General features: G+C 47.0%; 24 protein-coding genes. 20 read left to right on the top strand and 4 right to left on the bottom strand.

Going from position 1 to position 24,808, the window contains the following annotated elements; translation table 11 throughout:
* Positions 1-27 precede the first annotated feature (27 nt).
* Positions 28-471 carry an ACT domain-containing protein gene (locus JOJ89_RS15280; protein ID WP_029279393.1) on the top strand — a complete coding sequence of 148 codons (444 nt, stop codon included), beginning with the start codon at positions 28-30 and terminating at the stop codon, positions 469-471.
* A 17-nt stretch (positions 472-488) separates the two neighbouring features.
* The gene (pheA, locus tag JOJ89_RS15275) at positions 489-1,346 is read left to right on the top strand and encodes a prephenate dehydratase (protein WP_203288259.1); all 858 of its coding nucleotides are present in this window, start codon (positions 489-491) and stop codon (positions 1,344-1,346) included.
* A 35-nt stretch (positions 1,347-1,381) separates the two neighbouring features.
* On the opposite strand, the gene JOJ89_RS15270 is transcribed toward pheA, so the two are convergent.
* Positions 1,382-1,918: a transcription repressor NadR gene (locus JOJ89_RS15270; protein WP_203288257.1), complete on the bottom strand. Its 537-nt coding sequence runs from the start codon at positions 1,916-1,918 to the stop codon at positions 1,382-1,384.
* A gap of 6 nt (positions 1,919-1,924) precedes the next feature.
* Complete coding sequence (locus JOJ89_RS15265; RefSeq protein ID WP_029279399.1) at positions 1,925-3,067, bottom strand: IscS subfamily cysteine desulfurase; 1,143 nt, start codon at positions 3,065-3,067, stop codon at positions 1,925-1,927.
* A 93-nt stretch (positions 3,068-3,160) separates the two neighbouring features.
* Here JOJ89_RS15265 and nadB point away from each other — a divergent pair, with 93 nt between their 5' ends.
* The 11 genes from nadB to yajC all read left to right on the top strand — a co-directional run bounded on the left by nadB (position 3,161) and on the right by yajC (position 14,735).
* Positions 3,161-4,732: an L-aspartate oxidase gene (gene nadB, locus JOJ89_RS15260; protein ID WP_347401501.1), complete on the top strand. Its 1,572-nt coding sequence runs from the start codon at positions 3,161-3,163 to the stop codon at positions 4,730-4,732.
* On the top strand, positions 4,719-5,549 hold the full coding sequence (gene nadC / locus JOJ89_RS15255) for a carboxylating nicotinate-nucleotide diphosphorylase (protein ID WP_203288253.1): 831 nt from the start codon (positions 4,719-4,721) through the stop codon (positions 5,547-5,549). The genes nadB and nadC overlap by 14 nt, the downstream gene beginning before the upstream one ends.
* Before the next feature lie 15 nt (positions 5,550-5,564).
* On the top strand, positions 5,565-6,674 hold the full coding sequence (gene nadA / locus JOJ89_RS15250) for a quinolinate synthase NadA (protein ID WP_203288251.1): 1,110 nt from the start codon (positions 5,565-5,567) through the stop codon (positions 6,672-6,674).
* A gap of 183 nt (positions 6,675-6,857) precedes the next feature.
* Positions 6,858-8,495, top strand: a complete 1,638-nt coding sequence (gene safA, locus JOJ89_RS21295) for a SafA/ExsA family spore coat assembly protein (RefSeq protein WP_277987830.1) — start codon at positions 6,858-6,860, stop codon at positions 8,493-8,495.
* A gap of 208 nt (positions 8,496-8,703) precedes the next feature.
* Positions 8,704-9,435, top strand: a complete 732-nt coding sequence (locus tag JOJ89_RS15240) for a YhcN/YlaJ family sporulation lipoprotein (protein WP_203288249.1) — start codon at positions 8,704-8,706, stop codon at positions 9,433-9,435.
* A 396-nt stretch (positions 9,436-9,831) separates the two neighbouring features.
* Positions 9,832-10,380 carry an intercompartmental signaling factor BofC gene (locus tag JOJ89_RS15235; RefSeq protein ID WP_051827304.1) on the top strand — a complete coding sequence of 183 codons (549 nt, stop codon included), beginning with the start codon at positions 9,832-9,834 and terminating at the stop codon, positions 10,378-10,380.
* Between the two features lie 133 nt (positions 10,381-10,513).
* Positions 10,514-11,122 (top strand): Holliday junction branch migration protein RuvA, encoded by a 609-nt coding sequence (gene ruvA / locus JOJ89_RS15230; RefSeq protein WP_029279412.1) that lies wholly within the window; start codon positions 10,514-10,516, stop codon positions 11,120-11,122.
* 11 nt (positions 11,123-11,133) lie between these two features.
* Positions 11,134-12,135: a Holliday junction branch migration DNA helicase RuvB gene (gene ruvB, locus JOJ89_RS15225; RefSeq protein ID WP_029279414.1), complete on the top strand. Its 1,002-nt coding sequence runs from the start codon at positions 11,134-11,136 to the stop codon at positions 12,133-12,135.
* Between the two features lie 30 nt (positions 12,136-12,165).
* Positions 12,166-13,194: a tRNA preQ1(34) S-adenosylmethionine ribosyltransferase-isomerase QueA gene (queA, locus tag JOJ89_RS15220; protein WP_203288247.1), complete on the top strand. Its 1,029-nt coding sequence runs from the start codon at positions 12,166-12,168 to the stop codon at positions 13,192-13,194.
* 27 nt (positions 13,195-13,221) lie between these two features.
* Positions 13,222-14,367: a tRNA guanosine(34) transglycosylase Tgt gene (tgt, locus tag JOJ89_RS15215; RefSeq protein ID WP_029279418.1), complete on the top strand. Its 1,146-nt coding sequence runs from the start codon at positions 13,222-13,224 to the stop codon at positions 14,365-14,367.
* Positions 14,368-14,450: 83 nt separating this feature from the next.
* Positions 14,451-14,735: a preprotein translocase subunit YajC gene (gene yajC / locus JOJ89_RS15210; protein ID WP_029279419.1), complete on the top strand. Its 285-nt coding sequence runs from the start codon at positions 14,451-14,453 to the stop codon at positions 14,733-14,735.
* Positions 14,736-14,786: 51 nt separating this feature from the next.
* Here the strand turns inward: yajC and JOJ89_RS15205 are convergent, their stop codons facing one another.
* Complete coding sequence (locus JOJ89_RS15205) at positions 14,787-15,164, bottom strand: TIGR04086 family membrane protein (RefSeq protein WP_029279421.1); 378 nt, start codon at positions 15,162-15,164, stop codon at positions 14,787-14,789.
* Between the two features lie 151 nt (positions 15,165-15,315).
* Between JOJ89_RS15205 and JOJ89_RS15200 the strand changes: the two genes are divergently transcribed.
* Positions 15,316-15,966 carry a DUF421 domain-containing protein gene (locus JOJ89_RS15200; RefSeq protein ID WP_029279423.1) on the top strand — a complete coding sequence of 217 codons (651 nt, stop codon included), beginning with the start codon at positions 15,316-15,318 and terminating at the stop codon, positions 15,964-15,966.
* 3 nt (positions 15,967-15,969) lie between these two features.
* Here JOJ89_RS15200 and spoVB read toward each other — a convergent pair whose 3' ends face one another.
* On the bottom strand, positions 15,970-17,532 hold the full coding sequence (gene spoVB / locus JOJ89_RS15195) for a stage V sporulation protein B (protein WP_203288245.1): 1,563 nt from the start codon (positions 17,530-17,532) through the stop codon (positions 15,970-15,972).
* 142 nt (positions 17,533-17,674) lie between these two features.
* On the opposite strand from spoVB, the gene JOJ89_RS15190 reads away from it, so the two are divergent.
* The 6 genes from JOJ89_RS15190 to JOJ89_RS15165 all read left to right on the top strand — a co-directional run bounded on the left by JOJ89_RS15190 (position 17,675) and on the right by JOJ89_RS15165 (position 24,808).
* Entirely contained in the window at positions 17,675-17,971 is a 297-nt protein-coding gene (locus tag JOJ89_RS15190) for a post-transcriptional regulator (RefSeq protein ID WP_029279425.1), read from the top strand.
* A 37-nt stretch (positions 17,972-18,008) separates the two neighbouring features.
* Positions 18,009-20,258 (top strand): protein translocase subunit SecDF, encoded by a 2,250-nt coding sequence (gene secDF, locus JOJ89_RS15185; RefSeq protein ID WP_203288243.1) that lies wholly within the window; start codon positions 18,009-18,011, stop codon positions 20,256-20,258.
* A gap of 112 nt (positions 20,259-20,370) precedes the next feature.
* The gene (locus JOJ89_RS15180) at positions 20,371-20,805 is read left to right on the top strand and encodes a cell wall hydrolase (RefSeq protein WP_029279428.1); all 435 of its coding nucleotides are present in this window, start codon (positions 20,371-20,373) and stop codon (positions 20,803-20,805) included.
* A 189-nt stretch (positions 20,806-20,994) separates the two neighbouring features.
* A complete protein-coding gene (locus JOJ89_RS15175; protein ID WP_203288241.1) occupies positions 20,995-21,339 on the top strand; it encodes a LapA family protein in 345 nt (114 codons plus the stop codon).
* 597 nt (positions 21,340-21,936) lie between these two features.
* On the top strand, positions 21,937-24,279 hold the full coding sequence (gene recJ / locus JOJ89_RS15170) for a single-stranded-DNA-specific exonuclease RecJ (RefSeq protein ID WP_203288239.1): 2,343 nt from the start codon (positions 21,937-21,939) through the stop codon (positions 24,277-24,279).
* Between the two features lie 16 nt (positions 24,280-24,295).
* Positions 24,296-24,808, top strand: coding sequence for an adenine phosphoribosyltransferase (locus tag JOJ89_RS15165; RefSeq protein ID WP_029279434.1), 513 nt, complete (start codon positions 24,296-24,298; stop codon positions 24,806-24,808).

The raw sequence follows: 24,808 nt of genomic DNA, 5'->3' as shown, positions 1-24,808 counted from the left end.
AGTGCAGTTTTCATAAAGGAGAAGGTCATGAAAGAAGAAACCTTTTTTTTAGTAAGAGAAGATGTTCTGCCGGAAGCCATGAGAAAAACACTAGAAGTGAAGCAGCTCATTGAGCGGAAAAAAGCGGAATCGGTTGCAGAAGCTGTTCAGCGTGTGGATATGAGCAGAAGCGCCTATTATAAATACCGTGATGCCGTTTTTCCGTTTCACACCATGGTGAATGAACGGATTATTACCCTTTTCTTCCATCTTGAGGACCGTTCCGGCACATTGTCCCAGCTGCTTGCAGTTGTCGCATCGGCAGGGTGCAATGTTCTGACGATTCACCAGACCATTCCTCTTCAGGGGAGGGCTAACGTCACGCTGTCCCTGAACACAAATGGAATGAGAGAAGATATAAACAGTGTCATGGCAAAGCTTAAACGGCTTGAATTTGTTGAGAAAGTAGAGATATTAGGATCTGGAGCTTAGAGGAGAGGATTAGGAGTATGTCTTTTAAGGTTGGCTATTTAGGGCCTGCAGCTACATTTACCCATCTTGCAGTGACGAAATATTTTGAAGATGAAGCAGAGCAGATTCCGTTTTTGAATATACCAAAATGCATAGATGCCGTTGCGGCTGGTGAAATCGATGTGGCGGTCGTTCCGCTTGAGAATGCTCTTGAAGGATCTGTTAATTTAACAGTGGATTACCTCGTGCACGAACAGCCGCTGCCGATTGTAGGGGAAATTGTTGCCCCGATCCAGCAGCATTTATTGGTGCATCCCCAAAGAGAACATTGCTGGGAAGAGACGGAGAAAGTATACTCCCACTCCCACGCCATTGCCCAGTGCCATAAATTTCTGCACCGGGAGCTTCCAGATGCAGCCTACGAAAATGCGACCTCTACAGGTGCTGCTGCAAAATACATACAGGAACATCCTGAAGAAAAAGTTGCGGCCATTGCAAATGAGCTGGCAGCAGAGGAATACGGACTGAAAATGGTCAGGAAGGATATACACGATTATCCTCATAACCATACGCGCTTTGCCGTGCTTCATCCCGACAAGGCAGCATCCTTCAGAACAAATTTAAGGAAAGTAACTGACCGAACAACCCTGATGATCACCCTTCCGTCCGATCAGTCAGGAGCCCTGCATCAGGTGCTCTCAGCCTTTTCATGGAGAAAGCTCAATCTCTCAAAGATTGAGTCACGGCCGATGAAAACGGGCCTCGGCAATTACTTTTTTATCGTGGACATTGATATGCAATTAGATGAAGTCCTTATCCCGGGTGCAACGGCAGAGCTTGAAGCCCTTGGCTGCGGAGTCAGGATTTTAGGGACATATTCGGCTTATGCCATTTAAAAAACCGGCCTGTGCTTCAGGCCGGTTTTTTACTTTTAATCGTCTTCATCCACTAAAAATCCTTCCACTTTCAGTGCAGCGCACGCTTCATCTATTTTTTCCTGCCTGTCTGCTGCCAGGGTGTGAAGGTGGAGGCCTTCTGTCAGCTGTGACAAGTAGGCGGCGTTGCGGTCTTCAATTTTTTTGATGAAATCTTTGACTTCCTTGCGGTTGCTGACCATGATCGAGGCCGTCAGTTCCCCGTAGACAGGATGTTCAATGATCACATCCCTGACTGTTACCCCGTGGTCCACAATCAGGTTCAGCTCATCTTCTGTTGCTTCAGGGCCGTGGCTGCTTGCGATGATCCGCTTGTATACAGGGAGCTCTTCTTTGTCCTGCATAACATACACATAGCCCTGACTTGTAGCAAGAATCGGTTCATTTTGAGCTTTCAGAAGGGAGATATCCTGCACAATGACCTGTCTGCTCACATTGGTCCGCTGCGCAATCTCACTCCCCTTCAGAGGTTCATCCGCTTCCTTCAGCCAGTTAAGGATCACATTTCTTCTTTCATTACCCGGAATTTTCATTCTTTCTTACGTCCTTTCTGCCTGTCTTTCGCTGAGCGTCCGGCCGATAATGCCGGCCATTTTTTTCAGATCATCAGCCGTGGTATATTTACCTGTTGAGATCCTGATGTACTGCAGGGCAGCCTGAGGCGGCAAGCCGGTGGAAAGAAGAGCTCTGGAAGGCTCCTGCATGCCGATTTGACAGGCCGTTCCTGTTGAAATGGCCACGCCTCTCCGGTTGCTCTCAAGCAGCATGTACTGCCCTTCGATTCCTTTTATGTGAAGGCCGATAATCGACGGCACCTGATCTGGGCTGTGCTCATTGATGATGTGCACATGATCTCTAAAGGGCTTCAGCATCTCGAAAAAAACGTCCCGCAATTCGCTGAGCCTTAAAGATTCAGATTCCATACCCGAACATGCCTGTTCAGCTGCAGCTGCAAAAGCTGCGATACCGGGAACGTTTACGGTGCCTGCCCTGAACCCATTTTCGTGTGTTCCCCCGTGAATGTACGGTTTTAAAACATGTTTCGGATTTAAATATAAACAGCCGACCCCTTTTGGCCCGTATATTTTATGGCTTGAAAGGGACACTGCATCAAGCCCCCATTCATCAGCCTTAAGAGAGACCTTCCCGAAAGACTGAACACAGTCACTGTGAAAATAAACCGGCTGTTTTAAAAGCCACTCACCAATCTCCTGCAGATTCTGAATACATCCTATTTCCGAATTTACGTGCTGAACGGTCACTAGGGCGGTGTTCTCGCGCAGTGCTTCTCTAATGCTGTCCACATGTAGTTTACCATGATTGTCCGGCATTAAAAATGTTACCTCATAGCCTTTCCCCTGTAAAAACATCAAATAGTTATAGATCGACGAATGCTCTAATGCGGATGCAATGATGTGATTTTTTCCCTCCGCATTCGCTAAAAGAGTGTCAACAGCAAGGACATTTGACTCGCTGCCGCCTGATGTAAAGCAAATTCCCTTAGCCGTACCGCCGATAAGTCCTGCGAGCTTGCTGCGGCATGCCTCAAGCAATGAACCGGCCAGATCTCCCTCATCATGAAGACTGTTGCTGTTGGCAAACGCCTTCCTGGACGCTTCAGAAAAAACATGAAGAGCCTCTTCGCTGAGCGGAGCTGCTGCTGCGTAATCAAGATAGATCATCCCATTCTCTCCTCCAAAAAAATCTCTTGTCATTAGTTTAGTTTTGTGTAAATATAGGTGTCAAGACACTTGTAAAGAATGGGGGTTATTTTTTTGCCTCAAACGGACGTATTAATCATTGGAAGCGGCATCGCAGCTATATCTGCAGCCTGTCAGCTGCAAAAAACGAAACATGTGACCATCCTGACCAAAGGGGCGAAAGTCAGCAGCAATTCAATGCTTGCTCAAGGCGGGATTGCTGCAGCCATTCGTGCGAATGACAGTTACAAGAGCCATTCCGAGGATACGCTTAATGCCGGCCATTTTCATAATGATGAAGAGGCAGTTGAGCTGCTTGTCAGGGAGGGAGCAAAAGACGTTCTTTCACTGGCGGAAAAAGGGCTTCCTTTTGACAGGGACAGCAGAGGCGAGCTCCTTCTCGGCATGGAAGGCGCTCACAGCTTCAGCCGAATTCTCCATGCAGGAGGAGATGCCACAGGAAGAGCGATGATGCGGTTTCTTTTGTCTTGCCTGAATGAAAACACGGTCATCCATGAAAATGAAATGGTGCTTGAATTGATTGTGGAAAACGGAGTATGTCTCGGTGCTGTTTCAAGATCTCAGAACGGACTTGTAAACAGGCACACCGCACAGCATACAATTCTTGCGACAGGCGGATGCGGAAAGCTGTATCTGCACTCGTCCAATGCGGACGGCATAACAGGAGACGGTTTAGCGCTTGGATATAGAGCAGGCGCGGTGCTTGCGGATATGGAATTTACCCAGTTTCACCCGACGATGCTGCTTGCAGGCGGAGGGTGTGCCGGACTGATCTCTGAAGCAGTAAGAGGTGAAGGGGCCTTTCTTCAAAATGATTTGGGCGAACGGATTATGGAAGGCATCCATCCTCTTAAAGACCTTGCGCCGAGAGACATCGTTGCACGCGTTATCTTTTCGCAGATCAAAAAAGGGCGCAGCGTTTATCTGAACATCCTGCCGGTTTTAAACTTTGAAGAACGGTTTCCGACCATTACGGCGATGTGCCGGAAATATAACATAGTAATGGAAAACGGACTGCTCCCGGTGGCGCCGGGCATGCATTTTTTAATGGGCGGCATCAAGACCGATCTGCATGGCCGGACATCTGTCAGCAGGCTTTATGCTGCAGGAGAAACGGCGTGCACGGGGGTTCATGGGGCAAACAGGCTGGCGAGCAACTCCCTGCTTGAAGGTCTGGTCTTCGGAAAGCGACTGGCAAACAAGATTCAGAGCATCCAGGAAACAGTTGATCTAAATATGGATACACAAGTATTCTCATATCCTGCAGACATCGAATTGCCGGAACGGGAAGACATTCAGCAGGTTATGACCGCATATGCGGGAATTGAACGGACGAAGGAAGAGCTTGCGAAAGCCTTGAACTGGTTTGAAAAATGGCTGAAGCCGTATTGGGCTATTAATGTGAAAGACCTCACAAATGATCATGCTGAACGTCTTAACATGATGACATCAGGCTGGCTGATTATATCTGCTGCTTTGCAGAGGACTGAAAGCAGAGGGGGTCACTGCAGATTGGATTTTCCAGATTCAAATGATGCATTCTGGCTGAAAAAACAAATTCTTCTTTCGAAAAATGGGTGCAGCTATCAACAACATTCAGAGGTGAAGATCATTGAATTTACTTAAATTAAAAAAGCAGCTGGAAGGTTTTTTTGCAGAAGACATCGGAGATTTTGATGCAACGAGCACGTTTATTTTTTCGGAAGGCCAGACAGGTTCTGCCGTTATCCGTGCGAAGGAAGATGGCATTTTCGCCGGTGCAGATGTGGTGAAAGCCGGATATGCCGTGTTAGACCCGCGGGTTACCGTCCAGGTTCTGAAGCGGGACGGAGAGGCCATTTCCAGGGGCGAAAAGGCGGCTGTCCTGACCGGACCGATTGCATCCATATTGACAGGAGAGCGAGTCGTGCTGAATCTCCTGCAGCGGATGAGCGGAATTGCGACGCTGACCAATCAGGCGGTAAAGCTGCTGAATTCAGATCATACGAAAATCTGCGATACAAGAAAAACGACCCCGGGCCTCAGAATGATTGAAAAATATGCAGTCAGGTGCGGAGGAGGGTACAACCACAGATTTGGACTGTATGACGGCATCATGCTGAAAGATAACCATATTGCAAGCGCGGGTTCAATAGCTGAAGCGGTTCAAAAAGCAAGAGGGCATGCCGGTCATATGATCAAAATTGAGGTTGAGATTGAAACGGAACAGCAGCTGCACGAGGCCATCTCGGCACGCGCAGATATCATTATGTTTGATAACCGGACCCCGGATGAAGCGGCAGCATTTGCAGCCATCACACCTGAATCCATCATTACAGAAGCATCAGGGGGCATAACGCTTGAAAATTTAGCAGATTACGGGCGCACAGGAGTGGATTATGTTTCACTCGGTATGCTGACTCATTCCGCAAAAGCGCTTGATTTGAGCATGAATGTAGAATAGAAGGGGGAACGTGACATGAACGTTTTGGATATGCTTCAATTTGAAACAAATGAAAAAATGCCGCCGCACTATAAAGAGCTAAGCGAAAACGAAATGATTGAACGAGTGAAAGCAATTAAAGAAAGGTACGGGAAAAAACTGCTGATTCCCGGCCATCATTATCAAAAAGATGAAGTGATTCAGTTTGCGGATATAACGGGTGATTCCCTGCAGCTTGCACAGGCGGCAGCTGCCAACAAAGAAGCAGAGTACATCGTCTTTTGCGGCGTGCATTTTATGGCTGAAACAGCCGATATGCTGACAACTGAACAGCAGAAGGTCTTTTTGCCGGATATGAGGGCCGGCTGCTCGATGGCCGATATGGCGGATATCAGCCAGACAGAGCAGGCATGGATCAAGCTTCAGGAATTGTTTGGCGACACCATCCTTCCGCTGACATATGTGAATTCAACGGCTGCCATTAAAGCGTTTGTCGGACGAAATGGCGGTGCAACGGTCACATCCTCAAATGCGGAAAAAATGCTTAGCTGGGCTTTCGGGCAGAAGGAAAGAATTCTCTTTTTGCCTGATCAGCATCTTGGAAGAAACACAGCTTATAACCTTGGCATTCCTCTTGAGAAAATGGCTGTCTGGAACCCTCATACAAATGAGCTTGAATGTGACGGCAATCCCGAAGATGTTATTGTGATTCTATGGAAGGGCCACTGCTCTGTCCATGAGAAATTCACCGTGCAGAACATTGAGCATATCAGAAGTACGAAGCCCGATATGAACATTATTGTTCACCCTGAATGCAGCAGGGAAGTTGTGGCGGCAAGCGATCTTGCAGGCTCTACCAAGTACATTATCGATGTCATCGAGGCATCAGAGCCTGGAAGCAAATGGGCAGTCGGAACAGAGATGAACCTTGTTAAGAGGATCATTGATCAGCATCCTGACAAAGAGATTGTTTCGCTGAATCCGTTCATGTGTCCTTGTTTGACAATGAACCGAATTGATCTGCCGCACCTGCTTTGGTCTCTTGAGGGAATTGATGAAGGGAAACCGGTCAATCAGATTCGCGTTGATGAACATACAGCAAAGGATGCTGTTCTTGCTCTAGAGAGGATGCTTGAACACGTCTAACCCATAACTGGCAGACATTTGGCCGAGTAAGCAGAGATGCTTGCGCAGGCCTTAGGTTTGTCAGTTTTTTCTTTTCCCCTGAACATATATTTGTCTTCACAAGCATAAGTTGTGATGAAGAAGAATGGCATCATTGCCTGCTAATCATATGCGATAAAGTTTCAAGCATAGGAGGGGGAAAGGTTGAAAATCCACATTGTTCAAAAAGGCGATACCCTTTGGAAGATTGCCAAAAAATATGGTGTAGACTTTGAAGAAGTGAAAAAAATGAATTCTCAGCTCAGCAATCCTGATTTAATTATGCCGGGAATGAAAATAAAGGTTCCAACCGGCGGCGTGCCTGTGAAAAACGAAACGAAGCTTAATTTTTCAGGCAAAAAAGAAATGCCGAAATCAGAGCATCCTTTTTCAAAGGAAAAACCGAAGCAAGTCATGGGTGAGGCGGATACGAAACCAAAAGAAGTTCCTAAAGAAAAACCATCTGTCCCTTATGTCCCGCCAGTACCGAATATGAAGCAGCCGGCTTATCCGGAGCTTGATATTAACAACTATTACATGCTGAATATGGCGATGATGCCTCAGGCGCCTCAGCCTCAGCTGCCGCCTAAGCCGTCAAATGTCATGCCGGAAATGATGAAGCCGGCTGAAAAACCGGCTGAGAAACCTGCCGAAAAAGAAAAACCGAAATATGTATCGCCGGCAAGCAAAGAGGAGGCTGATAAAGACATGGAAAACAAACCAAGCATGCCTCAGCAAGGGGTAATGGGTGCCTATCAGGGCGGTCCCGGCCAGCAAAGCCCTCAGGGATTCCCGGGTCAGGGTCAAGGATTTCCAGGCCAGCAGGGAGCGCCGTTCCAGAATCCAGGCATGGTTGCCGGAGCGATGCAGGGACCAGGAGGAGATGACTGTTATCCAGTATCACCGGTCATGCCTGGACCTGGATTTGGCGGACCAGGGTTTGGCGGTCCGGGATTCGGTGGCGGACCGGGATTCGGCGGACCTGGTTTCGGCGGCGGCCCTGGATTTGGAGGATACCCGCAAATGCAGCCTTATGGCGGAATGCAGGGAATGCCTCAGGGAATGCCGCAGCAAATGCCGTTTGATGACGATGACGATGATGATGTAATGGGTGCATACAGCCCGCAGCAGCCTGGATTTGGCGGACCTGGATTTGGCGGACCTGGATTCGGAGGACCAGGATTTGGGGGTCCAGGATTTGGAGGAGCCCCAGGGTATGGAGGCGGACCAGGATTTGGCGGACCTGGATTCGGCGGACCGGGCTATGGATATCCGCCTGGATGTGTACCAGTATCCCCAGTCATGCCTGGACCGGGTTTCGGATATCCTCAACAGGGAGGATATGGCGGCGGACCTATGCCTGGTCAGGTAATGGGGGCATACGGCGGAGCGCCAAACATGCCTGGTCAAATAATGGGTGCATATGGCGGAGCGCCAAACATGCCTGGTCAAGTAATGGGTGCATATGGCGGAGCGCCAAACATGCCAGGTCAAGTGATGGGGGCATACGGCGGAGCGCCGGATAACAACCAGCCGCCTCAAGTCAGTCCTGCAATGGATAAAGAGGATTGCGGATGCGGAGGACCTGGACCTGGGTTCGGAGGCCAGCCGGGGTACGGAATGGGCATGCCGGGTCAATTTGGCGGAATGCCAGGTCAGTTTGGTCAAGGACAATTTGGCGGAATGCCGGGCCAATTCGGAGGAATGCCGGGCGGTCAGGGGCAATTTGGCGGGATGCCTGGCCAGTTCGGGCAGAGTGATCAGTTTGCCATGCCAAGATTTGACGAAGAAGAAGAAGACTAATGTCGCCTGAAGAGACGGATCTGTTCGTCTCTTTTTTTTATGCTTTTTAACTGCGTTAATAAAATAAAATCAGCAGCTGGTACAAGTAAAAATTCCTCTCCATTATTTAAAGAACTTACCTTTAACTAACAGGTTAATCCCCTCCTGAACGAGCAACCTATACAAGAGCGGATTTGCTCGCATCAGAAAAATCAGGGGGGTTTTTATATTGAGGCATAAACTTACTGCTTTTGCTGCAATTGCTGTCGCTGCATCAGGTCTCGCTGCATGTAACAACAACAACGAAGGCGCGCTCGATACGCGCTACAATGATAATGCCAGACCGATCGGCTATTATTCAAATGAGCACCGAGGCAATAATGGCAATGCAGACAACGTAGATAATGATGGACCTCTGACTGAAATGATGGAAGGCGATATGAACGATAATTACTTTACAAAAGTAAACGATCGGGATACTGCTTTTCATAATGGAAGAATGGATAATCCCACTGCGCCGCTTTCAAATGAAGACGGCATGCTTGAGAGAGATAATCGTTTCAGCCGAAACGATGAAAATTATCATGGTCAGGTAAAGCAGATCAGCTATTACAATGACAATGAGAAAGCTATGGCTAAAAAGGTTTCTGAGCGGGCTGCAGATGTGAAAAACGTTGACGACGTCCGCACCCTTGTAAATGGAGACCAGGTCCTTGTTGCAGTTGACACGGACGACAAGAACGACAAAAACGTGAAAAATGCCGTAATGGATGCCGTCAAACCTGCAGCCAAAGGAAAAGACGTACAGGTTGTCACAGATGAAGGAACATTTTCCCGCATGAGAACAATCAACGACAATATCGAAAATGGGCAGGATAAAAAGTCCATCGATGCTGATATCCGCGATTTGTTTGATGATATTGGGAACATGATGAATAAACCCGTTCAGCAAGCCCGATAATGGCAGAAAAGAGGTGCCTCAGTGCGCCTCTTTTTAATTTGTCCGATTTTGATTCGGACTTTTCTATGGTGTCCAGCTCCAGCGCTCAGCTCCTCTGTCAGAACGGAACCATCGGCAAAGGCAAAAAGCGCCTTTTCCGCTGTTTCCTTATCTGACTCCCGGAGCTAAACGAGCGCTTCCGCTTTTCTATGGTGTCCAGCTCCATCAGCCAGCTCCTCCGCCAGAACGAAATCCCCGAAAAAGTCAAAACCGGACTTTTCCGGTGATTTCTTATCTGCCTATCGGAGCTAAACGGCTGATTCCGCTTTTCTATGGTTAAACCTGCTAATAATGGTCAAACTAGTAAGGAATCAATATTTCTTTACCAGAACGGTAAATGGATTGGGGGGGTAAGAGATGATGTCATCTCATCGTTTCCTGTTTACAGCTGCAGTTGCGTTCATTGGAATCTTTTTTCTTTCTTTTCCTGCTGTGCATGAACCGTACGATGCAGCCGGCAATGACGATCAGGCCTATGAAGTCAGCGGTCCCCTGACTGTGACAGTGGTTCTTGAAAGGATCTACCTTGACGGGGAGATCAGCGAAGAGGTTAAAACAGAAACCATCCTCGCGATGGAAGATTTCTGGGCTAAGTATGAAGGCTGGCAGCTTGTCGATCAGGATGATAATCAGATCATTTTTCAAAAAGAAGTTGATGATATCTCCCCATTGTTAAAAGCAAACGGGTATTTCGGCCTTTCATCAGAAGGGGTATTTTCTATTTTTAACGGCAAGCCTGATGATGCGTCAGAGATCATCCATTCCTTCTTCCAGATTGATGTAGGGAAGCTCGAGACCCGGAAACATGACGAGCTGAGACACGGCATTCGCATCCAGTCGAAAGACCATTACTTAAAAGTCATACAATCCTATAAAGCCTATTCGTCACCCGCAGAGGTGAACTGAAGCTGTCTTGTGTGCCCGATCTTTTGAACGGGTGCATTTTTTTGTTTTCTTTAGTCAAAATCCGCTGTTTAATACTACAGTCAGAGAAAAAAAGTATGTTACAATGAGGTACAGTTATAAAGAGGTGAAAAGTTTGATCGAATTTATAAAAGGAACCATTGATCTGGTGACTCCCGAGTATGTGGTGATTGACCGCGGGGGCATTGGCTATCAAGTTCACACTCCTAACCCATTCAGCTACCAGCGCAGCCGTTCCTCGGAAGTGACGATCTATACGTATCAGCATGTCAGAGAAGATATCCTCGCGCTGTACGGTTTTCATACAAGAGAAGAAAAAGCCTTATTTATGAAGCTTTTAAATGTGACAGGCATTGGTCCTAAAGGAGCTCTTGCGATACTTGCTTCCGGGAATCCGTCACAAGTAGTCGGAGCCATAGAGAATGAGGATGAAAAATTCCTTGTGAAATTTCCCGGCGTAGGCAAAAAAACGGCGAGACAAATCATTCTCGATCTTAAAGGAAAGCTTGGAGACATAGCAGGCGGGCTTGCTCCTGACTTATTTACCCACGAAGAGCATGCTGCAACAGAAACAGCCTCCAAATCACTGAGTGAAGCACTTGAAGCCCTGAAGGTTCTAGGTTATGCAGAACGGGAAATCAGCAAAGTTGTTCCTGCTCTGATGGAAGAGGAGCTTTCCACAGACCAGTATGTGAAAAAAGCGTTGCAAAAGCTATTAAAGTAAGGTGATCATTTATGGACGAACGTCTTGTTTCCGGCGAAGCGGAGCTTGATGAAGGAGCTCTTGAGCTCTCCCTGAGACCGAGGACTTTATCACAGTACATTGGGCAGGATAAAGTAAAGGATAATCTTAAGGTGTTTATTGAAGCAGCAAAGATGAGAAGCGAAACACTGGATCACGTGCTTCTTTACGGGCCTCCCGGGCTTGGCAAAACGACCCTTGCCACCATCATAGCAAATGAAATGGGCGTAAATATCAGAACGACTTCAGGACCGGCCATTGAAAGGCCGGGCGACCTTGCCGCCATTCTGACCGCCCTTGAACCCGGTGATGTTTTATTTATTGATGAAATTCACCGCCTTCAGCGTTCCATTGAAGAAGTGCTGTATCCTGCAATGGAAGATTTCTGTCTTGATATTGTCATTGGAAAAGGACCGCAAGCCCGGTCCGTGCGTCTTGATCTGCCCCCGTTTACGCTCATTGGAGCTACAACAAGAGTCGGCCTGCTGACTGCCCCCCTCAGGGACCGTTTCGGTGTATTGAGCCGTCTTGAGTACTACAATGAAGAGCAGCTCTCCCTGATTGCCGAACGGACAGGGGATATTCTTGGCATTGGCCTCGAAAAAGAAGCATCTCTTGAACTGGCGCGCCGGTCACGCGGGACTCCGAGGATAGCCAACAGGCTGCTCAGGAGGGTAAGAGACTTTGCACAGGTTCTCGGAAAACCGGCCATTACAGGCAGCCTCGCAAATGAAGCGCTTGAAAGGCTGCAGGTGGACAGACTTGGCCTTGATCATATCGATCACAAGCTGCTGATGGGCATTATTGAAAAATTTAAAGGCGGACCCGTGGGACTCGACACGATTTCTGCTACAATAGGCGAAGAATCGCACACGATTGAAGATGTATATGAACCATATCTTTTGCAGATTGGTTTTATACAGCGGACTCCTAGGGGAAGAATGGTAACAGATGCAGTTTATCATCACTTTCAAATGGAAGTTCCAAAACACTAGAGATTTGCATAACGGAAAAGGTGAGAAATAATGAAAGTAGATTTGTTTGATTTTGATTTGCCTGAAGAATTGATCGCGCAGGTTCCGCTGCTCGAGCGGGACGCGTCAAGACTGATGGTGCTTGATAAAGAATCCGGATCGGTGGAACATGGCAAGTTTAAGTCGATTATTGATTATTTTCATGAAGGCGACTGTCTTGTTTTAAACAATACACGTGTTCTGCCTGCAAGACTCATTGGCGAGAAAAAAGATACAGGCGCCAAAATTGAACTGCTCTTGTTAAAACAGGAACAGGGAGATTTATGGGAAGTTCTTGCGAAGCCTGCCAAACGCGTGAAAGTCGGAACTGAAATCGTATTTGGCGACGGCATTTTGCGTGCGGTCTGCACAGGAGAGGCTGATCACGGAGGCAGAATGCTTGAATTCAAGTACGAGGGTATTTTTTATGAGGCGCTTGACTCTCTCGGTAAAATGCCATTGCCGCCGTACATTAAAGAACAGCTTGATGATCAGGAACGTTATCAGACGGTATTCTCAAGAGAGGTCGGGTCTGCTGCAGCCCCGACAGCCGGTCTTCATTTTACCGAAGAGATTCTTGAAGCTCTGAAAGAAAAAGGAGTCCATCTTGCGTTTATTACGCTGCATGTCGGCCTCGGTACATTCCGTCCGGTTAGTGCTGACGTTGTGGAAGAGCACGAAATGCATGCCGAGTTCTATCAGATGAGCGCAGGCACTGCCCAGCTGCTAAATCAGGTCAGGGAAAAAGGCGGCCGGATCATCTCTGTCGGAACGACGTCGACCCGCACTCTTGAAACAATCGCGTCGGCAAATAACGGTACATTTAAGGAAGACAGCGGCTGGACCAGCATTTTCATTTATCCCGGCTATGAATTCAAGGCAATCGACGGCATGGTGACCAATTTCCACTTGCCGAAGTCATCCCTGATTATGCTCGTCAGTGCTCTTGCAACAAGAGAGCACGTCATGCATGCCTACGAAACGGCTGTTAAGGAAAAATACCGGTTCTTCAGCTTTGGCGATGCCATGCTGATCATCTAGAAATACTGCCTTGAAGGAGGAAAAAAGGTGTCATATCCACCAATTCGCTATGAATTAATTAAAACGTGCAAGCAGACAGGAGCTAGGCTCGGACGGGTCCATACACCGCACGGGTCATTTGAAACGCCTGTTTTTATGCCGGTGGGAACGCTTGCGACGGTTAAAACGATGTCTCCGGAAGAGCTTGTTCAAATGGGAGCAGGCATTATTTTAAGCAATACGTATCATTTATGGCTTCGTCCAGGAAATGAAATTGTCAAAGAAGCGGGCGGCCTTCATAAGTTTATGAACTGGGACCGCGCCATTTTGACGGATTCAGGCGGTTTCCAGGTCTTCAGTTTAAGTGAATTCCGAAAGATCGAAGAAGAGGGCGTCCACTTCAGAAACCATCTGAATGGAGACAAGCTTTTCCTGTCTCCTGAAAAAGCGATGCAGATCCAAAATGACCTGGGATCAGATATAATGATGGCATTTGATGAATGCCCTCCGTTCCCGGCTGAGTATGATTACATGAAAAAATCTGTTGAGCGGACAAGCAGATGGGCAGAGCGCTGTCTGACTGCACATGAACGTCCAAACGATCAGGGTCTTTTCGGGATCGTTCAGGGCGGAGAATATGAGGAGCTCAGGAAACAGAGCGCAAGAGATCTGATTTCGATGGATTTCCCTGGTTACGCAGTCGGAGGGCTGTCAGTCGGAGAGCCGAAAGATGTGATGAACCGCGTACTTGAGTTTACAACACCGCTATTGCCTTCTGATAAGCCGCGCTATTTGATGGGCGTAGGTTCGCCTGATTCACTGATTGACGGGGCGGTAAGAGGGATTGATATGTTTGACTGTGTGCTTCCTACACGCATTGCGCGCAATGGAACCCTTATGACAAGCAAAGGCCGCCTGGTCGTCAAAAACGCTGCATTTGCCCGTGACTACGGTCCGATTGACGAGAATTGCGATTGCTATACATGCCGCAATTACAGCCGCGCCTATATCCGCCATCTCATGAAATGTGATGAAACATTCGGCATCCGATTAACTTCTTACCATAACCTTCATTTTCTGTTAAACTTAATGGAGCAGGTGAGACAGGCAATCCGCGAAGACCGCCTCGGGGATTTCAGAGATGAATTCTTCGAGCAGTACGGGTTTAATAAACCAAACGCGAAAAACTTCTAGTTAGTTCGGCTGCCTGCTATGCAGGCGGCTTCATAGATACGGTGTCTGCACTGCAGATGAGAGACTTGAAAGGGGTGAAAAAAATGGAACTATTGACTACAGTTGGACCGCTGATTCTGATGTTTGCGATTTTTTACTTTTTGCTGATTCGTCCGCAGCAGAAGCAGCAGAAAAAAGTGCGTGAAATGCAGGACAGTCTGTCTAAAGGCGACAAAGTCGTTACAATCGGCGGAATGCATGGCATCGTTGATTCAATCGATGAAGAGAAAGTTGTCATCAAAGCAGGAGACGGATCCCGTCTGACATTTGACCGCCGCGCAGTCCGCGACGTTGTTGAACAAAAAGGCATCTCAATGGAAAAAGCCTAATACATACGGCAAAAAGAAAAGAAGAGCCCGCGGGCGCTTCTTTTTTTATGCCTATTTGGAGCCTGACAAGTTGACTCCCATCACGCCGCCAAGCATGGCGATCGCAAGAAATCCCCCGTGGTACATCGTCTGCTCCATTGTAAACGTCTTGCCGTAGCCCAAAAACTGAAAGAAAAAAATAATCAGCGTGTAAAGAAGCGCTGTTGTGCCTCCAACGAGCCATCCCCGTTCTTTCCCTTTTCCGCCCGCTATAAATCCTCCTATAAAGACAGCCAGAAATGAGAGGCCTAAAATAACCCACTTAATGGAATCCTCTGTTAATGAAGTGAATTTAAGCAGCAGAGAAAATAATAAGCTTACAGCAAGCGCTGCGATTAAAATACTTGATAAGCCATACATGATGGCTTTTCCCCATCTGCGTGTATTCATTTTAATCTCCCCCTCTGTTCCTTAGCTTGTTTTCGCTCGTCTTACTACCATCCTATTCACATGAAGCAAAAATAGAATCGAAATTGTTCTACATGAAAAAGGTTTATCCGTTCAAAATAAAGGTATCGATGCAGCAAGGAGGACTTTAAAAATGGAAGTGCATTTCATTATCATCGGACGCACCATTTTCCTGTACGTGCTTATCCTGATTATTTTCAGACTGATGGGCAAACGGGAGATCGGGGAACTCAGCATATTGGATCTTGTGGTCTTTCTGATGATTGCAGAAATGGCGGTCATGGCGATAGAAGACACGAATGATCCGCTGATACATACCATCATTCCAATGTTTCTTCTTCTCGGCATTCAAATCAGCCTTGCCTACTTTTCGCTGAAAAATCAAAAGGTGCGTGCATGGATCGACGGCAAACCGACCATCATCATTGACAGAGGGAAAATCAATGAGCATGCCATGAAAACCCAGCGCTATAATTTCGATGACCTCATGACCCAGCTTAGAGAAAAGGATGTGAATGATATAAGCGAGGTTGATTTTGCCATTCTTGAACCGTCCGGCAAGCTCTCTGTTATAAAAAAAGAGAATGGCAGCGAGCATCAGGAGCTTCAGCTGCCGCTTATTGTGGACGGACTGATTCAGGAGGAAAACCTGTACCGGATCGGAAAAACGAACTTATGGCTGAGACAGCAGCTGAGAAAGCTCGGGTACTTTGATGTAAAGAATATCTCACTTTGCACCCACAACAAACAGACTTTTTTTATAGATCTGATTGATGACAAGTAGGCATTACCGCGGCACAAATTTTGAAAGATGACCGCCGATAAACGGCAGTCTGCCGACATCGTCTTTCATTACAAGCCTGAAGGCAACAAGCAGGATGCAGTATACTGAAAAAGTGAAGCAAACCGATAAAATCAGGTTCATTCCCAAACCGAGCGGCAGAATCTTGAAAAAGAAATAGCCTGCAATGCCGGATAAGATCATCGTTAAAAAGCATCTGATATATTCACTCACTTTAATGGTCAGGGAAATCACTTTCATCACTGTTGCCAAATGCAGCAGCGTGACAAGCATGATGCCTGCCACAATGGCAAGCGCTGCTCCCATAATGCCAAGAGACGGCCTTGTCGCCAGCAGAAAGATCAGGGCGGTTTTCACCGCAGAGCCGACGAAGCTGTTGATCATGGCCGCCTTTGCCAGGTTAAGGGCCTGCAGGACTGCCTGGAGAGGACCCTGGAAATAGTAAAAGATAAAAAACGGGGCCATGACCTGAACAAAAATAGCGGCATGGCTGCTGCCGTACATAGCTTTCATGAGCGGTTCTGCATAGATGTACAGAATGACGACGGCAAATCCTCCGGTTACTAGAGAGAGCCTGAAGGCCTGCTGGAGCCTGTGCTGAACGACGTGCCGCTTTTTTTGGGCCATTGCTTCGCTTATCGCGGGAACTAAAGCCGTTGAGAGAGAATACGTAATAAATGACGGGAGCATCAAAAGGGGCAGGGCATATCCTGTCAGCTCTCCGTACTGCTTTGTTGCCATTGTGGCGGTAAATCCTGCAATGGCAAGGCTCTGCGCCACAACGATCGGCTCGAAAAACCAGGCGATCGAACCGATCATGCGGCTTCCTGTCGTCGGAAGGGCGATGCTCATTAAGTTCTGAAAGGTTGTTTTCCCTTCTTTCAGGGAAGTGAAAAACTTGCGGCGTACCCGGAACTTCTTTTTCATTTTAAACATGGAGAACATATACAAGAGGGAAATGAGCTCTCCTGCCACAGCAGATGCCATCGCCCCTGCAGCCGCATATTCAATTCCGTAAGGCAAAAAGGTTTTCGTGCAGACGGCGATTAAAGAAATCCGCACAACCTGCTCAAGCACTTGTGATATCGCAGCCGGCCGCATATTCTGCTTGCCCTGAAAATATCCCCTGAGGACAGAAGATACCGCAATGATCGGGACAACCGGTGCAATGGCAAGCAGCGGGTAGAGCGTTCTAGGATCGGTCAGCAGCGAATTTGATAAATACGGGGCCAGAAAAAGGATGGCCGGTGTAAATAAAAGGCTCAAAGTGCCTGTAACTGCAAGAGAAACAATCAGGATTTTTTTTATTTTCCTCTGATTTCCTTCCGCTTCTGCTTCTGCCACAAGCTTGGAAATGGCCACCGGCAGGCCAAACTGAGTAATGGTGATGATCAGCACAAGTGTCGGCATAGCCATCATATAAAGTCCGACGCCTTCTTCTCCTATAAATCGGGCGACTACAATCCGGTTCATAAATCCTAGAACACGCGTAATCAGGCCGGCGGCTATTAAAATGAGCGTCCCCTGTAAAAATGTTTGCTTTGACATCACGTTCCCCGCCTTCTCAAATAGCATCTAATCATATACAATTAACTATATGCGCTATGATTGGCCAAGCATGACAAGATGTTCGCGCATGGCCGCTGATAAAATCCCGATCACGCATACATAATGAATGGAGGAGCGTGCCATGACCCAAAAGGATGAAATTGAAAAATACCGCCACCACGTGAAACCGGCTCTTGTCAGCAAAGCAGAAGAGTTTAAGATTCTTGACTACGGCGATGTGACAGAATCAGAGATATGGAACTACCTGAGAAATAAAAAGTGGAAAAAGAAGACCGAGCTGATGGTTCACGAAATGGTAGCTGATATTATGGCTGTAAAACCAAGTGAATTCATGACGTTTGCAACGATCGAGTCGTTTAAATCGGGCAGCTGGTTTGACAGTGAAGAAGGCAGACAACTAGGCACGGCAAAAGAATAATACATATTGAACGGTTTTTTTCTAAGGAGGATGCAACATGGTTAAAAAGGGACGCATCATTGTTTTTTTCTTACTCGTCCTTTGCGTAGGAAGCTTAATTGGTGCTTTTGGAAACAAGGCAACAGGGAACATACTCCTTGGTCTTGATCTGCAGGGAGGCTTTGAAATCCTGTATGACGTAGAGCCTGCTAATGACGGGGATAAAATAGACCGGAGCGCGCTTGTCAGTACGGTCAATGCCCTCCAAAAAAGAGCGAATGTTCTGGGTGTAAGCGAGCCTAACATTCAAATTGAAGGCGAAAACCGGATCCGGGTGCAGCTTGCGGGTGTAAAGGATCAGAATCAGGCGAGGGAGATTCTGTCGACACAGGCTGAGCTGACGTTCCGTGACGTGAATGACAAGGTGATGATGAATGGATCTGACCTTGTAGAGGGAGCGTCTAAACAGACGTTTGACCCCGATACACAGGAGCCGATTGTAGCTGTAAAGCTGAAAGACGCTGATAAATTCAAGAAAGTCACAGAACAAATATCAGCGATGGCCCCTGAAAATCAGCTTGTTATCTGGCTTGATTATGCTGAAGGTGATTCCTATAAAGAGGAAGTATCAAAAGAGTCGCCGAAGTTCATTTCAAATCCAAACGTAAATGAAGTATTTGATACGACAGATGTAACGATTACGGGTCAATTCAGCGTAGAAGAGGCAAAAGATCTTGCCAACCTTCTTAATGCAGGATCACTGCCGGTTAAACTGGTTGAAACCTACTCGACTTCAGTAGGGGCACAGTTCGGAGAAGAAGCGCTTCAGACAACGGTGCTTGCAGGCATCATTGGAATCGGGTTTATTTTCCTGTTCATGATGTATTTCTACCGTTTGCCGGGGATTATCGCAGTAGTCACTCTTTCAACCTATCTGTTTTTTGTCCTGCAGGTATTTGACTGGATGAATGCTGTTCTAACACTGCCGGGTATTGCGGCTTTAATACTTGGGGTGGGTATGGCTGTTGATGCCAACATCATTACATACGAACGGATAAAAGAAGAAATCAAACTCGGAAAATCAATCCGGTCAGCCTACAGAGCGGGCAGCAGAAGGTCGTTTGCTACAATCTTCGATGCCAACATTACGACGATGCTTGCAGGCGGTGTGCTGTTCTTCTTTGGAACGAGTGCTGTCAAAGGATTCGCGACAAGTCTTATTCTCAGTATCTTAATGAGTTTCCTGACATCCGTATTCTTAAGCAGACTGCTGCTTGGATTACTGGTTGAAAGCAGATGGCTTGATAAAAAGCCGGGATATTTCGGCGTGAACAAGAAAGATATTATCGATCTGAGCAAATCAACAGAAGATGTGGATGCTCCGACTAAATTTGATAAAGTCGATTTTGTAAAGCACCGCAAAAAATTCTTTGCTGCTTCAGGCATCCTGCTTGCAGCGGGTCTTGTCCTGCTGATCATCTTCAGGCTGAACCTTGGCATCGATTTTTCAAGCGGTACCCGCATTGAAATCGGAGCCGATAAGACACTTACAGCCGAGGAAGTAGAGAAAGATCTTGAAACACTTGATCTGGAAGCAAAAGATATCGTGTTTGCAGGCAGTCAGAATCAGACAGCGGTTGCGAGGTTCATAGGCGTGCTTGATAAAGGGGAAATTGCTGAAGTTAAAGACTTCTTTAATGAAAAGTACGGCAAAGAACCGAGCATCAGCACGGTATCTCCTGAAGTAGGAAAAGAACTGGCGAGAAACGCGATGTACGGCGTGCTTATCGCCTCTTTGGGAATCATTATCTATGTATCCTTGAGATTCGAATACAAAATGGCCGTGGCTGCTGTTCTTGCCCTGCTGTATGATGCCTTCTTTATCATTGCAGTTTTCAGCATTACAAGGCTTGAAGTGGACATCACGTTTATCGCGGCTGTACTCACGATCGTGGGGTATTCCATTAACGATACCATCGTTACATTTGACCGGATCAGAGAGCTTTATAAGAAAACCAAGGTCAAAACATACGATGATCTGAAAAGTATTGTAAACCGAAGCCTTCAGCAGACGTTTACGCGATCTGTCAACACGGTCCTGACCGTTGTTTTCTGTGTCATCGCATTACTTGTTTTCGGAAGCGATTCAATCCGGAACTTCTCCATTGCTCTTCTGATCGGCTTGATTTCAGGAACCTATTCGTCCCTGTTCATCGCATCACAGCTGTGGATGATGTGGAAGTGGAGAGAAATTCAGAAGAAAAGCAAAGCGAAAAAAGTACAGGATCAGGAAGAACCGATTGTTTAACGGGAACCGCGGAAACTATTCCGCGGTTTTTGTTTTATGCGGCAGCTTCAGAAAAGGCCCCAAATAGCATCAAAGCGGCTCCTGCTCATACACTAATTATGGGGTGATATAAATGCCAAGGGTGAAATACACAAGTGCAGACGTTGATTTAGTGGCGAGAATGATGAGAGCAGAAGCAGAGGGGGAAGGGAAGCAGGGAATGCTGTATGTAGGCAATGTCATTGTCAACCGGGCGGTGGCAGATTGTCTGGATTTTAAAGATGTCAGAACGATCAGGCAGGTCATTTACCAGGTTCAGGGCGGTAATTATTCGTTTGAAGCGGTTCAAAAAGGCAATCTCTTTTACAACAGAGCAAGATCCTCCGAACAGAAGCTTGCCAGAAGAACTTTGGAATCCTGGAGAGATCATCCGGCGAAATATGCTCTGTGGTATTTCAATCCATATGCGCCATGCCCGCCGACGTGGTACGGCCAGCCTCATTCAGGGCAATTCAAAAAACATTGTTATTATGAACCTAAAGCAGGAACATGTGCGAGTGTTTACTAAAGCTTACAGCAGTTATTGATGCTGAAGCTGCAAGTTTCAGAAGGCTCCCCCTTACCCGATGAACACATTCATGCTTTCCATACAAAAGGACATCATAGTAGAATGGGAAAATGATTCTCTATGCCCCCATGTTTTGCGGTTTGGAAAATCCGGGTATAAAAGAGAATCGAAAGAAAGGGGGAGTACAGGATGAAGAGACAGTGGAGTTTTCTTTTTGCCATCCTATTTGCACTTATTGTAGCGGTTTTTGCAGTCATCAACGTGGATTCGGTTGAGGTGGATTATCTGTTCGGAGAAGCCAGATGGCCTCTGATTCTGATTATTTTAGGCTCTGTTCTGCTTGGCGGCCTGATGATTGCTTCTGCCGGACTGACCAGGATTTTTTCCCTGCAGCGGAGAGTGAAGGCTCTTGAAAAAGAGAATGCCGAGCTGCTGAGTGAAAATGAAAAGCTCAAAATGGAACACGTTCCAGATGAAACAAAAAGCAGTTCTCATGGCGCAAAACAAATTGGCCAGACATCTGATGAGATGTAGAGCTGTTCATAAATCTTAGGGAAAACGGCAGGCTTGTTCGCTATTATGGCGGATGAGCCTGTTTTTTTGTGCAGAACGCCGTAACAAATTAAGTGGTAAAATCATACCCGGCAAAGCAGGAAAACAGGAGTTGTAGGGTAAGCAAAAGAGCGAATCGTACCCAGCAGAGCCGAAAACCAGGTGGTGGAGGGTAAGTAAAAGAGCGAATCGTACCCAGCAAAGCCGAAAACCAGGTGGTGGAGGGTAAGCAAAGGAGCGAATCGTACCCAGCCAAGCCGAAAACCAGGTGGTGGAGGGTAAGTAAAAGAGCGAATCGTACCCAGCCAAGCCGAAAACCAGGTGGTGAAGGGTAAGCAAAGGAGCGAATCGTACCCAGCAAAGTCGAAAACCAGGTGGTGGAGGGTAAGCAAACCACTGAATCGTACCCAGCAAAGCCAAAAAACAGGAACCGGAGGGTAAGTAAATAAAAAAACTCTCTTCCTCTTTCACGGCAAAGCTGCATCCTTCATTAGAATCCAATCACGGCACCTGGCATTTATATTCGTTTGTCACCCCATGCCGCCTCTAGTATAATAGGGTGGTTGAGGGGTGATTTTTTTGCTGAAAGCAAAGAACAGATGGGATGTTCACGAACACCATCCCGAAAAAATGAACGAATTGATGAGTACATTGAATCTTACGCCTCTGGTAGCTTCACTTTTGCTTAACCGGGGAATTGAATCGGCTGATGCGGCCGATCAGTTTCTTCACATAGAAAAGCACGGCTTTCACGATCCATTTACACTGCTCGGCATGGATAAAGCTGTGCAGCGTATTCACAGCGCCATTGAGCATGGGGAAAAAATTCTGATTTTCGGAGATTATGACGCGGACGGCGTAAGCTCGACGGTCGTCATGCTTGAGACGCTTCATTCACTTGGAGCCAATGCCGATTTTTATATTCCAAACCGGTTCACCGAGGGCTACGGTCCGAATGAACCTGCTTTCCGCAAAGCCCGTGAAAATGGCTACGGGCTGATTATTACGGTTGATACAGGAATTTCTGCTGTTAACGAAGCGGCTTTTGCAAAAGAGCTTGGAGTCGATCTGATTATTACCGATCATCACGAACCAGGGCCGGTACTTCCGGATGCGTATGCCATCATCCATCCGAAGCAGCCTGGCTGCACGTATGCATTTAAGGAGCTTGCTGGTGTAGGGGTTGCTTTTAAGCTTGCCCATGCGCTTTCAGGAACTGTTCCGGAACACCTGCTTGAGATAGCAGCCATCGGTACAATTGCTGACCTTGTGCCCCTTCACGGGGAAAATCGTCTTATTGCAAGATTGGGTATCCAGCAGATGAATCGGACAGAACGGACAGGATTAAAGGCACTTCTAAAAGCAGCAGGGGCTGACGGGAAAGAAGTCAATGAGGAGACCATCGGTTTTGCGGTCGGACCCCGCATCAATGCAGTCGGACGCCTTGAAACAGCAGATCCCGCTGTCCGCCTCCTGATGTCTGCGGACAGTGAGGAAGCGGCAGAGCTTGCCGTTTACATCGACGGCTTAAACAAAGAGAGACAGAAAATTGTTTCGCAGATTACAGACGAAGCGATCGAACAGGTTGAGACCCTGTACCCAGCAGATCAGCATTCTGTGCTCGTCCTAGCGAAAGAAGACTGGAATCCGGGTGTCGTGGGAATTGTAGCGTCAAGGATAGTGGAAAAATACTACAGACCGACCATTATTCTGTGCATTGATCCTGAAAAAGGAACGGCAAAAGGTTCTGCCCGAAGCATCGCAGGGTTTGATCTGTTTGCCAATCTTTCAGAATGCCGTGATATTCTGCCGCACTTTGGCGGTCACCCAATGGCAGCAGGCATGACGCTTGAGCTCCAGCATGTCGACCAGCTGAGAGACAGATTAAATAATCTTGCCTCCGCTACGCTGAAAGAAGAGGATTTTATTCCGATAAAAACCATTGATGCCGCATGCAGTCTTGCTGACGTTTCTGTGGAGTCGATTGAGAAAATAGCGAAGCTCGCCCCGTTTGGCATGGGAAATCCAAAACCGCTGTTTTTGCTGGAGTCTGTACAAGTGGGGTCCATGAGAAAAATCGGTTCTGACCAGACCCACTTAAAGCTTGCGGTGGAGCAGGATCAAAAGCAGCTTGACTGCATCGGGTTCGGTTTCGGGCATTTGCATGATCACATGGCGCCGCTCGCAAAAGTGTCACTTGTCGGGGAATTGTCCATAAATGAATGGAACAATTTCAGAAAACCGCAGCTGATGATTCAGGATCTTGCTGTAAATGAGTGGCAGCTGTTTGATGCAAGAGGATCGCGTGATCTGAATAAAACGCTCGATAAGATGAAGGATAAGGAAAACGTTTATGTTGTTTTTCAAAAAGAGACACTGTCAATGCTGAAGGATTCGGAGCAGGATATCGTTTATCTCGAAGATGAGGGCTCTGCTGAAAAAATAAAAGGCAAGTACATCACCTTAGTTGATACCCCAACATCTATTGAACGTCTTGACGCACTTTTTGAAAATGTATTTCCTGAACGAATTTATGCAGTTTTTCATCAGCATACCGATCATTTTTTCGCCACCATTCCGACAAGAGACCACTTCAAATGGTACTATGGCTTTCTGAAGCAAAAAGAAACATTTGACTTAAAAAAGCACGCAGAAGCCCTTGCACGCCACAAAGGATGGTCAAGTGAAACAATCAATTTCATGTCACAGGTGTTTTTTGACTTAGAATTTGCTACAATAGACAATGGCATTATTTCTGTCAATCATCAGCCGCCAAAAAGAGACCTCTCCGAATCTTCTTCGTATTCTGCCAAACTCAGTCAGCTGGAGCTTGAGAATACGCTGCTGTATTCGTCGTACCAGGACTTGAAGAAGTGGTTTGATGATCGGATGAAACAATCGAAGGCGCTTGTCAATGCATGAGGAGGACAAACTTAATATGGATTTAAAGAAATACGTGACAGTCGTTCCGGATTACCCGAAGCCGGGAATCCAGTTTAAAGATATTACAACGTTGATGGACAATGGTGATGCATACCGCTATGCAACAGATCAAATTGTTGACTATGCACGCAAACAAAACGTTGATATAATTGTAGGACCGGAAGCACGCGGATTTATTATCGGATGTCCGGTTGCTTATTCTCTTGGAGTAGGTTTTGCACCAGTCCGCAAAGAAGGCAAGCTTCCGCGCGAAGTAGTCCGTGTTGAATACGGACTTGAGTACGGAAAAGACGTACTGACTATGCACAAGGATGCAATCAAGCCGGGTCAGCGCGTGCTCATCACAGATGATCTTCTTGCTACAGGCGGCACCATCGAAGCTACGATCCAATTGGTTGAGGAGCTTGGCGGAGTTGTTGCAGGGATTGCTTTCCTGATTGAGCTCAGCTATCTTGACGGACGCAGCAAGCTTGATAAATACGATATCTTAACTTTAATGACGTTTTAA

The sequence above is a fragment of the Metabacillus sp. cB07 genome (assembly GCF_016839225.1).
Taxonomy (GTDB): domain Bacteria; phylum Bacillota; class Bacilli; order Bacillales; family Bacillaceae; genus Bacillus_P; species Bacillus_P indicus.
Note: the sequence above shows the minus strand (reverse complement) of the source record. Positions and strands in the feature narration are given on the sequence as shown.

Coding starts and splice junctions, on each gene's coding strand:
- JOJ89_RS15280 (WP_029279393.1), top strand. CDS start 28: ATGAAAGAAGAAACCTTTTTTTTAGTAAGAGAAGATGTTCTGCCGGAA.
- pheA (WP_203288259.1), top strand. CDS start 489: ATGTCTTTTAAGGTTGGCTATTTAGGGCCTGCAGCTACATTTACCCAT.
- JOJ89_RS15270 (WP_203288257.1), bottom strand. CDS start 1,918: ATGAAAATTCCGGGTAATGAAAGAAGAAATGTGATCCTTAACTGGCTG.
- JOJ89_RS15265 (WP_029279399.1), bottom strand. CDS start 3,067: ATGATCTATCTTGATTACGCAGCAGCAGCTCCGCTCAGCGAAGAGGCT.
- nadA (WP_203288251.1), top strand. CDS start 5,565: ATGAACGTTTTGGATATGCTTCAATTTGAAACAAATGAAAAAATGCCG.
- JOJ89_RS15235 (WP_051827304.1), top strand. CDS start 9,832: ATGATGTCATCTCATCGTTTCCTGTTTACAGCTGCAGTTGCGTTCATT.
- ruvB (WP_029279414.1), top strand. CDS start 11,134: ATGGACGAACGTCTTGTTTCCGGCGAAGCGGAGCTTGATGAAGGAGCT.
- queA (WP_203288247.1), top strand. CDS start 12,166: ATGAAAGTAGATTTGTTTGATTTTGATTTGCCTGAAGAATTGATCGCG.
- yajC (WP_029279419.1), top strand. CDS start 14,451: ATGGAACTATTGACTACAGTTGGACCGCTGATTCTGATGTTTGCGATT.
- JOJ89_RS15205 (WP_029279421.1), bottom strand. CDS start 15,164: ATGAATACACGCAGATGGGGAAAAGCCATCATGTATGGCTTATCAAGT.
- JOJ89_RS15200 (WP_029279423.1), top strand. CDS start 15,316: ATGGAAGTGCATTTCATTATCATCGGACGCACCATTTTCCTGTACGTG.
- spoVB (WP_203288245.1), bottom strand. CDS start 17,532: ATGTCAAAGCAAACATTTTTACAGGGGACGCTCATTTTAATAGCCGCC.
- JOJ89_RS15190 (WP_029279425.1), top strand. CDS start 17,675: ATGACCCAAAAGGATGAAATTGAAAAATACCGCCACCACGTGAAACCG.
- secDF (WP_203288243.1), top strand. CDS start 18,009: ATGGTTAAAAAGGGACGCATCATTGTTTTTTTCTTACTCGTCCTTTGC.
- JOJ89_RS15180 (WP_029279428.1), top strand. CDS start 20,371: ATGCCAAGGGTGAAATACACAAGTGCAGACGTTGATTTAGTGGCGAGA.
- JOJ89_RS15175 (WP_203288241.1), top strand. CDS start 20,995: ATGAAGAGACAGTGGAGTTTTCTTTTTGCCATCCTATTTGCACTTATT.
- JOJ89_RS15165 (WP_029279434.1), top strand. CDS start 24,296: ATGGATTTAAAGAAATACGTGACAGTCGTTCCGGATTACCCGAAGCCG.